The following is a 13148-nucleotide window of genomic DNA, read 5'->3' as shown; positions in this document are numbered from 1 at the left end:
GCCTTGCCGGAGCCTGCGTCCGGGAAACGCCGGTGCCGCTTTGACCTTGCCGTTCGCCGGTAGAGCGGCGTCCGGGGGCCCGGTTCCGGTCAGCGGAGCGGCTTGTCATGTCGGCGCCGGGCGCCGCCGCGCGACGCTTCGGGTCAGATCCCCAGGGCGGTGTTGACGTCAGCCAGGGTGCGGGCAGAGAAGTACTCGTAGGGAGGCAGTTCAGGGTCGTAGCCGCGGTCCAGGTAGACCTTGTTCCGGATGCCCAGGTCGTAGGCCGGGATGATGTCGTAGCGCTGGTGCGATGAGATGTGCAGGAAGTCTTCCGGTGCGGCGTCCAGGGCGTTGAACATGTACTCGAAGGCCTGGAGGCGGGGTTTGTAGGCCCCGGCCTGTTCCGCGCTGAGGACGGCGTGGAACGGGGCACCCAGTCTGGGGACGCTGGCGGCAAGGTGGCGGTCGTCCGCGTTGGAGAGGATGACCAGCGGGAAATGCTCCGCGATTTTTGCCAGCGGGCCCGGGACGTCGGGATGCGGGCCCCAGTTGAGCACCGCCGTCGTGATGGCCTTGATCGCCGCGGCTTCGGCGTCGAGGCCGAACCTGCGGCAGGTCCTGCGGTAGGAAGATTCGAGGATCTGGTCGTAGGGTGCGTACTCCAGGATCTCGTCGAACCGGTACGCCCGGAAGACCGCGATAAAGCGGTCCAGCTCCGCGGGGGCGAGCCGGCCGATGAGGAACGGCTCGACTGCCTCGCGCATCTGGAAATGGATCAACGTGCCGTAGCAGTCAAACGAGATGTACTTCGGCCTGAAACGAATCTCCGGCACGCTTGTGTCCTTTCCGCGGGCTCCAGGTGGCCGTGTCGATGATAAAGCGGCAGCGCGTTCCCGGGCATATCCTTACGGTTCGGTTGAGGCAGGCGGGTGTGGTTTGGCCGGGGGACACGTCTCGTCACAGTCGTGCTTGGTGACGAGGTCGAAGGTGGCGCCGCCGTGCTGGTCGACTCCGGAGCGGATGGCGCGTTCGACGACGGAGTCGGCGAGGCGCCGGCGCAGGGAAAGGGGATCGCGGCGGAGGTCCTTCGTCAGGGCGACGCACATCAGGAGCATGACCAGGACGAAGGGCAGCGCGGTGACGATGGTGATGTTCTTGAGGCCGTTCAGCGCTTCGGCGGGTTCGTCGCCGCCGGCGAGGAGCATCACCGCGGCGACGGCGCCGGTCAGGGCGCCCCAGAAGATCACGACGCCGCGTGCCGGTTCGCTGCCGTTGGAGCTGAGGGTGCCCATCACGATGGAGGCGGCGTCGGCGCCGGTGACGAAGAAGATGCCGACCAGGACCATGGCGAGGATCGCGACGGCGCCGGCGAGGACGTTGGGCAGGGGCAGGTTCTGGATCAGGTCGAAAAGCGCGCCGTCGAAGGAGATGCCGGGAACACCGTTGGTGGTCTCGACGAGTCCGTCGGTGGGATCGGGGGTGGCATCGGCCCTGGCCTGGACGCCGAAGCCGGCGCCGCCGAAGATGGCGAACCAGATGACGCTGACGATGCTCGGCACCAGCAGCACGCCGGCGACGAACTGGCGGATGGTCCGGCCGCGGCTGATCCGGGCGATGAACATGCCGACGAACGGCGTCCAGGAAATCCACCACGCCCAGTAGAAGACGGTCCAGCCGGACATCCAGGTCCGCAGCGCCTCATCGCCGACGGCTTCCGTGCGGGAGGCCATCTCGGCAAGGTCCCGCGCATAGTCGCCGACGGCGGCGGGCACCAGGTTGAGGATGAACAGCGTGGGCCCGGCGATGAAGACAATGAGGGCAAGGACTACGGCCAGGACCATGTTGATGTTGGAGAGCCACTGGATGCCGCGGCTGATCCCGGAGACGGCCGAGGCGATGAAGCAGGCCGTCAGGACCGCGACGATCACGACAAGAACGGGCGTGGCCAGGTCCCCGACCCAGCCGTTGGCGGCCAGGCCGCTGCCGATCTGCAGGGCGCCGAGGCCGAGCGAGGCGGCGGTGCCGAACAGGGTGGCGAAGATGGCCAGGATGTTGATGACTTTGCCCGCCGGCCCCTCCACCGTCTTGCGGCCGAAGAGCGAGGTAAAAATCGAGGAGATCAGCTGTCTGCGGCCCAGCCGGTACGTTCCGTAGGCGATCGCGCAACCGACGACGGCGTACATCGCCCACGGGTGCAGCGTCCAGTGGAAGAGTGAGGTGGCCATGGCGGTCTGGATGGCTTCGGGGGTCTGGCCGTCCACGGTGCCGGGCGGCGGCGCGACGTAGTGGTACATCGGCTCGGCGACACCGTAGAACATCAGGCCGATGCCCATGCCGGCGGCGAACATCATGGAGATCCACGAGACCGTGCGGAACTCCGGCTTCTCACCGTCCTTGCCCAGCGGAATGTTCCCGAACCGGCTGACGGCCAGCCACACGACGTAGACGACGAAGAGCGAGGCGAGCAGGATGAACAGCCAGCCGGTGTTCGCCATGACCCAGTTCAGCACCGCGGTCGACGTTGCCGCGAGATTGTCCCTTCCCGCGAATCCCCAGATCACGAATGCCAGGGCCGCAGCCCCGGCGACGACGAACACGGTTTTGTCCAGAACGCCCGGCCCTCGGCTAAGTTCCGCCGCCTCATGTTCGGTTACGCTCTCCCGCAGCTCCTGGAGGATCTGCGCATCGCCCTCCACCGCTACGGCCGGACTGGGAGAGGCAGTTTCTTCCCGGACTACAGTCCGGATCTCTTCCTCAAGATGGCCGTCCCCAGCGGCACGTTCCTTATTCAAAGGCATGGTGGTCCTTCTGGCGGAAAACCGCTCTTTATCGGATGGATGCGGAACTGAACAGCCTGGCTCGGCGCCGCTCGAAACGTTCGCTAGATGTGCCCTCCGGGTGAGAGGCCCGGGGGCAGGTTCGGCGGTGCGTCGGACTCAATGACCACGATGTCCCCGTCGATGACCTGAACCTCGTGCACACGCACGGGGAGCTTGGCCGGAGGCGCATCTACCTCTCCGGTCCGAAGATTGAAGCTGTTCGACCCAGAGCAGTTAAAGGCGGCTAGGCATCGATCACCATATCGGTGCGCGCGGTCGAGCAGCAGGGCAGGAACTTGCCAGCATCGATTTCCCGTGCCCGGATCCCGCCCTGGTGGTTCATCTCGACCTCCCCTGAAAGCTTGACGACCTTGCAGGAGCCGCACATGCCTTCCTTGCAGTTCGCACCGATCCTGACGCCCGCACGCTGGGCCACCTCGAGGATGTGTTCGTCGGGGTCAATCCGAACATTGATGCCGGTACGCATGAAGGACAGGGTCAGGCTTCCCGTTCCCACCGTGTCAAAACTCGAGGCATCAGAGGAACCGGGCTCCTCTCCCACACCCGAACTGCCGTCTTCGGAACCGGGCGCGTCCGGGTCGACGGTTTCCAGCGGCAGCCCCGTGGCCTTCAGGGGTCCCTCGGCGTTGTAGCCGGGCTCGTATAGCCCGAACGCTGTGGGCTGGCTGTCATAGTAGTCCTCGGCGGAATCGGCAATTTCCTCGGCGATTTCCTCGGCAATGTCCACTGCAAGCGCGATCTCTGCCTGGTATTCAAGGAGCGTCTGGCGATCTCCCGAGAAGAATTCCATGTTGATGGAGGTGTCGTCGACGCCGATCTTCTCCAGGAGCTCGGTGGCGGTGTTCAGGTAACCCTCGGGGCCGCAGGCATAGACCTGGCGGCCATTGGCGTCGGGGGCCACTTCGTCGATCATGGCCGCCGTCAGCCTTCCGCTGAGCCATTCCCACCCTTCGGGTTTGTTGCGGTCGCCCAGGGAGTAGAAGACCTTGACGCGCGAGTCCACGGAGGCGATGTAGGCCAGCTCCTGGTGGAAGGCATATCCTCCGGCCTCCGCTCCGTGGTAGAGCACCACTACGTCAGCCTGTCCGGGCAGGGAGTGGATGGTCCGCACCATCGACATGATGGGGGTGATGCCGGCGCCGGCGGCCAGCAAGAGGTACCGGGCCCGCCGGTCGGCGTCGGGCAGGTGGAAAGCCCCGACCGGCCCCAGCATGTCCAGGACGGTGCCGGGTTTGACATTCTCGTGCACCCAGGGTGAGACGAGTCCCGTGGGGTCGCGTTTGACGGTGATGTTGAAGGTCCACGGCTGGGTGGGCGAACTGGACAGCGAGTAGCTGCGGTCCACCGGATCCTTGTCCTCGCCGTTCACGGGAAAGGCGATGTTCACGTACTGGCCCGCACGGAACGCGAGGGGCGCACCGTCGCAGCGGCGGAACACGAAGGTCATCATGCCGCCCGCCTCGGGAACGGTCTCGACACACTCAGCCACGAACTCCTGCGGATGCCAGGGGCCCAACGCGCGGGCGGCGCCGGCGGGCCCTTCGGTGCTGCCCATCACCCTGTTCCACGGCATCTCAAGACCGCGAATGCGCTGTGGTTCCTGGATTGCCGTGTCGGTGCGGAGTTCAATCATGCCAAGTGCTCCTGCACGCGCTGCACGTACCAGTTGATGAAAGCCTCGACCTGGTATTCGCTCTTCATGTAGGGGCCGGGCTCGTAGGCTGGGCTGCCGGCACCCTGCTGGCACAGCTCCACGAAGGCCTTGTCCTGCAGATTTGTCTGCTTCCACGTGTAGGTGAGCTTCTCCAGGTCGTAATCGACGTTTTCCTCGGCGTCGTCAGCCACCAGCCAGGTGGTGCGTACCAGAGTCTGGTGCTCGTTGATGGGGAAGACGCCGAACGTGATGACGTGGTCCCCGAGGAAATGGAACCAACTGTTGGGCTGCAGGTGCATCGAGCAGCGGCCAAGGCGGAAGTCCCGCAAGTCACCGAGCAGCTTCTTGGAAAGCCTGCGCCCATCGGGCGAGAACGATTCGCCTTCTCCATCGAGCGATTCCCGGGAAATTCGGATTCCCGCGATGCGCGTGTCAAGCTCCTCGACGACCTCGTAGGGAAGGCCATAGCGGCGGCAGCGCTCCTCGAGCGAGGACTGGGCTTCCTTGTTACGGTCCCACACTTCCTCGAGATGGGCCGGGATCAGGCCCTCCGTCAGGCCCCAGGTGGGAAAGAGGGAACAGGCCAGCTCCGGGTGGCCGTCGCAGTGGTAGCACTCACGGTTGTTCTCCATGACGAGCTTCCAGTTGCCCTCCTCGACGATGTTCTGCTGGTAGGCGATTTTCGTCTTCGACAGATCGTGGGGCGCGAGGTAGGGCTCAAAGATCTTTGAGGTTTCGTCGAAGTCTGTCGGCGGTTCGTCCGCAATGCAGACGAAGATGAGTCCGGCGACCACGCGGCTGTGGGCGCGCTTAAGGCCGAAGCAGCTCTTGTCGAACTTCGTTTCCCCGGGAGCCGAGGCGTGGATCAGATCGCCGCTGGGCGAGTAGGTCCAGGAGTGGTAACCGCAGACCAGGTTTCCCGTTGATCCCGCTGCTTCGGTCAGGACGCGGGCGCCGCGGTGGCGGCACACGTTGTGCAGGACGTTCACGTCGCCGTCGTCGTTGCGCAGCACGATCAGGGAGTAGGGCCCGTAGTCGACGGTGACGTAGTCGCCCGGCTCCGGCAGTTCGGCGACGCTGGCAGCAAAGATCCAGTGCTGGCCAAAAATGGCCTCCATGTCGATGTTGAAAATCGACCGGTCTGTGTAGAAGGGGGCATCGAGGGAATAGCCCGTGCGCCGGAACTCAAACAGCTCTGCGATTTCCGCCAGCTGATGGGCAGGCAGTGATGAAGCGAGTTTTCCGCGCGAGTTGAGGGGCACGTTCACTGGAGTGGACATTTTTCTCCCGGGAGGACTGGAAATGTGCGATTGGTGGGGATTACGGAGTTAGTGGGGGCAACTGGTGTTGTCGAGATGTTGTAGTCACGAGATTAGGGAGGACCGATGAGCAATAGGGGCCTGTCGCAGATGGCAAATAATGAGCGGGTGGCCCGTGAAGCCTTGAGAGGGGGCTGCTTAGCTGCGAAACATCACCCAAGGATGCTCCCATCACCGCAAGAGTCTCCACGTCTAGCCCTTCATGCGTAATACGCAACGACAATCATGATGTGCAACATCGTGACGTATCCCACGCTGGGTGTCAAGCTTTTAATGACGCGGCCCGAGGCCATAGAAATGCCTTGACATTGCAGTACGGGTAGGTGCGACAGCGTGGGACGCTAAATGGCGTAACTGCCCTCCTTCCATCCCCGTCAGCGAGACGCCGGTAAGGGCGATTCCGTCAAGCAGCGGCAGCTCACCGCCGTCCAGACCGACGGGAAACTGGGTCAGCTTGGATGTAGTTCAACATGCTGTTGTGACAAGGGCTGCCAGCACTCATGAATCTTCACTCGACTTGTGCGGCACATAGCCCGCTCGATTCCTGGGTGGTTGAACCTTCCTGAGCGGAAGGTTCAACCGTGTTATACGAGAGTCGCAGAGCGATGGCCCGCGACTCTTGGTCGTAAGTGGACAGCGTCTGGCTACTTCTTCCGGTGTAACGATGGCAGGCGGGACCGTGTGGATGCGAGTGTCAGTGATGAACGACTGCAGGCCCGGCCGCAGCAGTTTGGTCTTGAGTTTGCCCATGTATTCGGGCGTGACGGGTGTCCGGGTGCTGCGGTCCTGGACGAGTTCCAGCGCCCAGAAGACTCCTTTAGGTCCGGTCCCCGGTTGAGGGCCGCCGGCTTTTTGAAAAGGTTGACATCTACCGGGCTTGGGCCGCGGAGGAACGCACTGGGTTTCACTACCGCGTGACTAAGGCTGGGGAAGGGCCGACTCGTGTTACGTCTGATATATCCAGGGGAGGAGCCGGAATCCGGCCCGCTGGATCGAGGGAAGGGCCCTGCACTGCTCACGGTCTATCCGCGCCGTGGCACGATCATCGCCGATGTAAACATCAGAGACCTGAAGGCGATTTCCGATGCTCGACGGGTGCTGGAAGGCTTCGCCGCGCGCCGGGCGGCAGAACTGGCCACAGACGAGGACCGGCAGCGCTTGAAGGAGTGCCTGCGGGCGCTGGCGGAAGCCCCGGCGGAGTCCAACCAGACCTCGATGGACCTGGACGAGCGGATCCACCTCATGGTGTACGCCGTCATGCGCAACAGTTATGTGGAAGCCACGCTGGTCCAGTACTTCAGTCTCTCGCAGCGGATGTGGAATTTCGTCCTGTCCGGGCTGGCCCCGATCACCGGGAACGTGCGGGAGCATGAGGCGCTGCTGCAGGCAATCATCGACGGCGACGCGGACCGGGCTGCGGCCCTGGCCGAGGAGCATGTCACGCATTTCGAAGGGCTGGTGCGCAACGCGCTGTAGCTGCCGTGCAGCTGCCCGCACACGGCTGAGGCCCGGACCACTGGTCCGGGCCTCAGCCTTTGGTGCCGCTTAGGCGCGGATCTTCTTCATTTCCGGATCGACCAGGGGCTCGGGTACCACGGTGGCGTCGATGTGCCGGCCGAAGTACTCGATCTGCACGGTGTCGCCCTCGGCCACAGTTCCGGGCAGCCAGGCGTAGGCGACCGGTTTGCGGACGGTGTGGCCGTAGGCGGCGCTGGTGACGTAGCCGGCCCGTTCTCCGTTGATAAATACCGGTTCCTTGCCCAGCACCATGGAGGTGCCGTCGTCGATGGTCAGGCAGCGCAGCCGGGTGGCCGGAGGCCGGGACGTGCGCTGTTCCAGGGCCTGCTTGCCGACGTAGTTGTCCTTGTTGCCGCGGACAGCGAAGCCGAGGCCGGCCTGGACGGGATCGTGTTCGGTGTCCATGTCGGTGCCCCAGGAGCGGTAGCCCTTTTCGAGCCGCAGGCTGTTGAACGCGCTGCGCCCGGCCGCGATGACATTGAGCGGTTCGCCAGCGGCCCATAGTGCGTCCCAGAGCCGGAGCCCGTACTCGGCGCTGGTGTAGATTTCCCAGCCCAGTTCGCCCACGTAGGACAGGCGCATGACCCGCACGGGGATGCCTGCGATCGTGGTGCTGGCGGCGCGGAAGTACTTCAGCCCGTCATTGGATATGTCCTGCGGGGTCAGAGGCTGGACCAGATCGCGGGCGCGCGGGCCCCAGACTCCGATGCAGCAGGTGGCCCCGGTGGTGGCCCGGACCTGGACCCACTGCTGCGGGTCTGCCTCGGTCTGCGCGGCTGCCTGACGGCTGATGTAGTCCAGGTCCAGCCCGCCGTTGGCCCCGACCTGGAACAGGCTGTCCTCGATCCGGGCCACGGTCAGGTCGCTCTTGATGCCGCCGGCCTGGTCCAGCATCAGGGTGTAGGTAACCGAGCCAATGCTCTTGTCCAGCTGACCGGTGGTCAGGCGCTGCAGCAGGTTCAGCGCGCCGGGGCCGGAGACCTCCAGCCGCTTGAGCGCCGTCATGTCGTACATCGCGACGTTGGTACGGGTGGCATGGGCCTCCACCGCGGCGATCGGAGAATCGAACTTCGCCGACCACTCATCGCGGGCCGGCGGCTGCCACTCCTGCGGCAATGTATCGAGCAGGCCCGCGTTGGCCTCGTACCAGTGCGGGCGTTCCCAGCCGCCGCTTTCGAGGAAGAAGGCCTCGAGTTCGGTCTGGCGCCGGTGGAACGGGGAGACCCGCAGGTTCCGCGGCGACAAGCGGGGCTCGAGCGGGTGGCGGATGTCGTAGATTTCGACGAAGTTCTGCTTCGAGGTCTCCAGCACGTAGTCGTCCTGCAGCTGGATCTCCTCGAAACGGGCGACGTCGAGCTCGCGCAGGTCGGTTTCGGAGCGGCCGGTAACCAGCAGCTCGGCCACGGCCTTGGCGACTCCAGCCGAGTGGGTGACCCAGACCGCTTCGGCGATGAAAAAGCCCTTCAGGTCCCGGGACTCGCCGACCAGCGATCCGCCGTCGGGGGTGAAGGAGAAGATGCCGTTGAATGCGTCGTCGATCTCCGTGTTGTTCAGGGCCGGCAGCAGCTGGCGGCAGGCCTTCCACGGCTGCTCGAAGTCTTCGGCGGTGAAGGCGAGCCGGGACGGCATGGCGTGCTCGCTGATCTGTTCGGCACCGGGCAGTTCGTCGTATCCGACGGCGATCGGCCGGTGCGCGTAGGAGCCGATGCCCAGCCGCGAGCCGTGCTGGCGGAAGTAGAGGTCTTCGTCCTGATGGCGCAGGATGGGCAGCCGGGCATTGTTGCCGGTACCGATCGCCTGCTCCGACTCGCCGGCCAGCTCGGGCAGCGAGGTGGTGGTCACGTACTGGTGGGCCAGCGGCACTAGGGGCACGGGCATCCCGATCAGGTCCCCGACCGCCGGACCCCAGAAGCCCGCGGCGGAAACCACGATATCCGCCGGGAAGACCGCGTCGCCGGAGCGGACGCCGGTGACCCGGCCGGCGGCACGTTCGATGCCGGTGACCGGGGTCCGGCCGATGAACCGGGCGCCCCGGGATTCGGCCCGTTCGCGCAGCAGTTCCACCGCGAGCAGGGACGAAGCAAGCCCGTCGCCGGGCAGGTACAGGCCGCCGAGCACCAGGTTCTCGTCGATCAGCGGGTGCAGCGCCTTGGCCTCGGCCGGATCCACCAGGCGGGCCTCGAGCCCCCAGGAGGTGGCGTAGCCGTGGCGGCGCTTGATCTCCTCCAGCCGCTCCGGCGTGGTGGCGACTTCCAGGCCGCCGACGGCGTTGAAGGCCCGGGCGCCGTCGCGGGTCAGCGAGGCAAGCTTGCGGCCGGTGTAGGCAGCTAACTCGGCCATGGTCTTGGACGGGTTGGTCTGGAAGACCAGCCCGGGGGCGTGGGAGGTAGAACCGCCGGTCAGCGGGATCGGGCCCTGGTCCAGGACGGTGACGTCGGTCCAGCCTCGTTCGGTCAGCTCGTCGGCCAAGTTGGCGCCGACGATGCCGGCTCCGATGATCACGACGCGGGGTGATTGCATGATGGGGCCTTTCGAAGGTACGTGGATTCCCGGGAGCCGCTGGCGGCGGGACGGGGCCGGGCGGATGGTCAGGTGAAGATGATGGTGCGGTGGCCGTTGAGCAGGACGCGCTTTTCGGCGTGCCAGCGCACGGCCCGGGCCAGTGCCAGCGCTTCGGCGTCCCGGCCGATGGTGGCCAATTGGTCGGGGCTGAGCCGGTGGTCCACCCGGATGACTTCCTGCTCGATGATCGGGCCTTCGTCCAGGTCTGCGGTCACGTAGTGGGCGGTGGCGCCGATCTGCTTGACCCCGCGCTCGTACGCCTGGTGGTACGGGCGGGCGCCCTTGAAGCCGGGCAGGAAGGAATGGTGGATGTTGATAGCCCGCCCGGCGAGCTTGCGGCACAGGTCATTGGAGAGTACCTGCATGTAGCGGGCCAGCACCACCAGGTCCGCCTGGTACGCCCCGACCAGTTCGAGCAGCCGCGCTTCGGCGGCCGGTTTGGTCTGCGCGCTGATCGGCACGTGGATGAAGGGCAGGCCCGCCGCTTCGGCCATGGGGCGCAGGTCTTCGTGGTTGGAAACCACGGCGACCAGGTCCGCGGCCAGGCTTCCGGTCTGCCAGCGGTAGATCAAATCGTGCAGGCAGTGCCCGAATTTCGAGACCATGACCAGGACCCTGGGCCGGGCGCCGTCATGGAACCTGTAGTCCATGTCGAACTCGGCCGCGACGGGGGCGAATTCATCCGCCAGGACGCCGGCGTCTACCGCTTCCGCGGCGGAGAAGGCCGTGCGCAGGAACAGCCGTCCGTCCACGGTGTCGTCGAACTGCTGGTGTTCGGTGATGTCGAAGCTGTGTTCCACCAGGAAGCGGGAGACGGCGTGGACAATGCCGCTGCGCTGCTGGCAGGACAGGGTCAGCACGCCCGCCGGCTGGGGCGGGCTGCCGGCCACCTGTGCGGCCGGGCGGGGCAGGGTGAGGGAAGCGCTCATGGCGTCTGGTTCCTCCTTAGGGATCAGAGCGAAAGTCGTGACGGCAGCGAAGCCCCGGCCGTGGTGGAGTCCGGCGGGCCCGCTCCGACTGAACATACAACTGATATATAACAGACGGTAGCGTTCGGTCCCCTAGCTGTCAACGGTTCTCGCGACATTGCTCTCTGCCAGTTCCGACGCGAGGAATGTGCAGACCTATCTTGCCGATCATGCCACGTGGCCCCGGCGCTATCGTCGTACGGTGGAGTGGAGGTGCCGCGGTGAAGTATCCACGAGGAAGACCTGCCATAACGTCCGTACGGACCGCATCCACGTGCCTCACGCTAAAGTGCCGATAACCTCGGTTATGACCAGTACAAAAATGCAACGTGAAAAAAGGATCCAGTTCTGCCGGTCAGAGGCTTGCCGTGATTGTTCAGCCCCCAACCCGGCGACCGCGCCGGCTCCCCAGATGCGACGTCTTTCACCGAGCGTGCGGCGTCATAATCCCAAGTGAAGGCAGTCACGCCAGCGCGGCCTTACGCGCCGTAGGCTACAGCCATGGCGATCATTTACGACGCAGTGCTGAACCCGACCAAGCAGGAGTTCCTGTCTGCCTGGCTGCCGAAGCAGTCCTGGTTCCCGCTGGAGGCAGACGCCGCGGACCTGGCATATCTCGGCGCCTACCCTTTGATGACCCCGCCGGCACCGTCGGCATGGAATCCCACCTGCTCCGGCTCGACGGCGGCATCGTCCACGTCCCGCTGACCTACCGCGGCGCGCCCCTGCCCGGCGCCGAAACCGCACTCGCCGGGACCATGGAGCACTCCGTCCTCGGCCAGCGCTGGATCTACGACGCCTGCGCCGACCCGGTCTACGCCGCCGCCCTTGCGGCCGCCATCCTGCAGGGCCAGCCCGCCGCCGACGTGTTCCGCGATGTCGACGGCACACTCGAGCCCGTTCCCGCCGCGGTCACGGTCCAGGGCAGCGGCACCCCGGGCGCGCCGGCACCGGAAATAACGACGGCGGCGCCTTCCACCGCGGGCAGCGTCACCACCATCGAGGCGGGCGAAGCAACCCTCGCAGTCGACCATCTCCCCGCCGCCACCGACAGCCCCGCCAGCGCCCACATACTCACCGGCAGCTGGCACGGCCAGGAGCAGTTGGTCCTCGCCTCGATCGGCTGAGTGCATCCGCCGGTCGTTCGGCCGGCCTTGCCTTACGCATCCCGCAAGCCGGCAGAAGGCGGCGGTCGTACTCGTTGTCTGCGGAGATGCCGCGACGTACGATTCCGAGAACGTCAGGAGGTTGTCGTGCGCACGATGTCTTACTCGGAATCCAGGGCTAAATACGCCGAAACCCTGAACTCGGTGGTGGATGACCGCGAGGAAGTGGTGATCACGCGCGCCGGACACGAACCAGTCGTGATGGTTGCCTTGGAGGATTACGAATCCCTGAAGGAATCGGCGTATCTCCTTCGAAACCCGGCTAACGCCCGCCGTTTGCTTGCGTCCATTGAGCGGTTGGAAAAGGGTCGAGGCGCTGAACACGACCTCATCGAATGAGGCTGGTCTGGGACGAGGACGCTTGGGCCGACTATGAGTGGTGGCAAGTCCAGGACCGCAAGATGCTCAAACGGATCAACCATCTCATTCGGGATGTTCGTTCCGAAGCCAACCCCGGCTGAATGAGGGAATGCTAGCTTACGAATCGTACGAAGCTTACGATTGATCCATGAGGTCGGTTCCTTCCAACGAAGCGCGCCAGCACTGGGCCGAACTGCTCGACGCTGTCCGTTCAGAGCCCGTGTCCATCTCGCGCCGGGGGCGGGACGTTGCCGCCGTCGTTGACATTGCGTTCTACCGCCGCGCAGTCGAGGCACTCGAAGACGCAGAGGATGTAGAGGGTGCCAAGGCTGCTCGGCAGGAGAACGAGCCGACGGTCTCGCATGAGGCGCTCCTTGCCGAACTCGGGATCGAGGTTTGAGCGAGCCCTTCGAGGTTCGGTATGCGGCTTCGGCAGCCCGGCAGTTGAGGAAGCTGGACCGGGGCACCCAGACCAGGATCCTGCGCACCATCGAAATTCTGCGCACCAACCCCCGGCCGCCGCTGGCCAAGCAGTTGGTTGGCGGCAGCGAGGAATGGCGGGTCCGGACCGGTGACTATCGGATCATTTACGAAATCCACGACGGCGAGTTGCTCATCCTTGTGCTTCGAATCGGTCATCGACGCGAGGTCTATAGGTAGAGGTGGGCAGCATTATCCGGCCACGGTGTGGGCTCTGCTGCCGGAAACCCACGGGACGTACTCACCCCCGGTTGTCCGACTGAGTTAGTCGGACAACCGGGGGATCACGTTGTCTTCTG

At 65.2% G+C, this 13148-nt stretch carries 12 protein-coding genes and 1 pseudogene; 7 read left to right on the top strand and 6 right to left on the bottom strand.

Annotated features, from left to right (window positions below; all coding sequences use genetic code 11):
• Positions 1 to 143: 143 nt before the first annotated feature.
• From OC550_RS19385 to OC550_RS19370, 4 genes are all read right to left on the bottom strand, one after another.
• Entirely contained in the window at positions 144 to 815 is a 672-nt protein-coding gene (locus OC550_RS19385; RefSeq protein WP_262107576.1) for a haloacid dehalogenase type II, read from the bottom strand.
• Between the two features lie 72 nt (positions 816 to 887).
• Entirely contained in the window at positions 888 to 2780 is a 1893-nt protein-coding gene (locus OC550_RS19380) for a BCCT family transporter (protein WP_262107575.1), read from the bottom strand.
• 265 nt (positions 2781 to 3045) lie between these two features.
• Entirely contained in the window at positions 3046 to 4455 is a 1410-nt protein-coding gene (locus tag OC550_RS19375; RefSeq protein ID WP_262107574.1) for a ferredoxin reductase, read from the bottom strand.
• Positions 4452 to 5756: an aromatic ring-hydroxylating dioxygenase subunit alpha gene (locus OC550_RS19370; RefSeq protein ID WP_262107573.1), complete on the bottom strand. Its 1305-nt coding sequence runs from the start codon at positions 5754 to 5756 to the stop codon at positions 4452 to 4454. Before OC550_RS19370 ends, OC550_RS19375 begins: the two co-directional genes overlap by 4 nt.
• A gap of 981 nt (positions 5757 to 6737) precedes the next feature.
• Between OC550_RS19370 and OC550_RS19365 the strand changes: the two genes are divergently transcribed.
• On the top strand, positions 6738 to 7271 hold the full coding sequence (locus OC550_RS19365; protein WP_262107572.1) for a GntR family transcriptional regulator: 534 nt from the start codon (positions 6738 to 6740) through the stop codon (positions 7269 to 7271).
• 69 nt (positions 7272 to 7340) lie between these two features.
• On the opposite strand, the gene OC550_RS19360 is transcribed toward OC550_RS19365, so the two are convergent.
• Positions 7341 to 9836, bottom strand: a complete 2496-nt coding sequence (locus tag OC550_RS19360) for an FAD-dependent oxidoreductase (protein ID WP_262107777.1) — start codon at positions 9834 to 9836, stop codon at positions 7341 to 7343.
• Between the two features lie 65 nt (positions 9837 to 9901).
• The gene (gene purU, locus OC550_RS19355; protein ID WP_262107571.1) at positions 9902 to 10804 is read right to left on the bottom strand and encodes a formyltetrahydrofolate deformylase; all 903 of its coding nucleotides are present in this window, start codon (positions 10802 to 10804) and stop codon (positions 9902 to 9904) included.
• Between the two features lie 540 nt (positions 10805 to 11344).
• Between purU and OC550_RS19350 the strand changes: the two genes are divergently transcribed.
• The 6 genes and pseudogenes from OC550_RS19350 to OC550_RS19325 all read left to right on the top strand — a co-directional run bounded on the left by OC550_RS19350 (position 11345) and on the right by OC550_RS19325 (position 13029).
• Positions 11345 to 11551, top strand: a complete 207-nt coding sequence (locus OC550_RS19350; protein ID WP_262107570.1) for a hypothetical protein — start codon at positions 11345 to 11347, stop codon at positions 11549 to 11551.
• Positions 11500 to 11970 (top strand): hypothetical protein, encoded by a 471-nt coding sequence (locus OC550_RS19345; protein ID WP_262107569.1) that lies wholly within the window; start codon positions 11500 to 11502, stop codon positions 11968 to 11970. The genes OC550_RS19350 and OC550_RS19345 overlap by 52 nt, the downstream gene beginning before the upstream one ends.
• 126 nt (positions 11971 to 12096) lie before the next feature.
• On the top strand, positions 12097 to 12348 hold the full coding sequence (locus OC550_RS19340) for a type II toxin-antitoxin system Phd/YefM family antitoxin (RefSeq protein WP_262107568.1): 252 nt from the start codon (positions 12097 to 12099) through the stop codon (positions 12346 to 12348).
• Positions 12345 to 12446 (top strand): annotated as a pseudogene (locus tag OC550_RS19335) (type II toxin-antitoxin system YoeB family toxin); the annotation flags it as partial. The gene OC550_RS19340 and the pseudogene OC550_RS19335, both read left to right, overlap by 4 nt.
• A 71-nt stretch (positions 12447 to 12517) precedes the next feature.
• On the top strand, positions 12518 to 12769 hold the full coding sequence (locus OC550_RS19330; protein ID WP_262107567.1) for a type II toxin-antitoxin system prevent-host-death family antitoxin: 252 nt from the start codon (positions 12518 to 12520) through the stop codon (positions 12767 to 12769).
• Positions 12766 to 13029: a type II toxin-antitoxin system RelE/ParE family toxin gene (locus OC550_RS19325; RefSeq protein ID WP_262107566.1), complete on the top strand. Its 264-nt coding sequence runs from the start codon at positions 12766 to 12768 to the stop codon at positions 13027 to 13029. Before OC550_RS19330 ends, OC550_RS19325 begins: the two co-directional genes overlap by 4 nt.
• Positions 13030 to 13148 lie beyond the last annotated feature (119 nt).

The organism is Arthrobacter sp. Marseille-P9274, assembly GCF_946892675.1.
In the GTDB taxonomy this organism is placed as follows: domain Bacteria; phylum Actinomycetota; class Actinomycetes; order Actinomycetales; family Micrococcaceae; genus Crystallibacter.
Note: the sequence above shows the minus strand (reverse complement) of the source record. Positions and strands in the feature narration are given on the sequence as shown.

Excerpts from the sequence above, each read along its gene's own strand:
- purU (WP_262107571.1), bottom strand. The coding sequence starts at position 10,804 with ATGAGCGCTTCCCTCACCCTGCCCCGCCCGGCCGCACAGGTGGCCGGC.
- OC550_RS19380 (WP_262107575.1), bottom strand. The coding sequence starts at position 2,780 with ATGCCTTTGAATAAGGAACGTGCCGCTGGGGACGGCCATCTTGAGGAA.
- OC550_RS19330 (WP_262107567.1), top strand. The coding sequence starts at position 12,518 with ATGAGGTCGGTTCCTTCCAACGAAGCGCGCCAGCACTGGGCCGAACTG.
- OC550_RS19350 (WP_262107570.1), top strand. The coding sequence starts at position 11,345 with ATGGCGATCATTTACGACGCAGTGCTGAACCCGACCAAGCAGGAGTTC.
- OC550_RS19345 (WP_262107569.1), top strand. The coding sequence starts at position 11,500 with ATGGAATCCCACCTGCTCCGGCTCGACGGCGGCATCGTCCACGTCCCG.
- OC550_RS19375 (WP_262107574.1), bottom strand. The coding sequence starts at position 4,455 with ATGATTGAACTCCGCACCGACACGGCAATCCAGGAACCACAGCGCATT.
- OC550_RS19370 (WP_262107573.1), bottom strand. The coding sequence starts at position 5,756 with ATGTCCACTCCAGTGAACGTGCCCCTCAACTCGCGCGGAAAACTCGCT.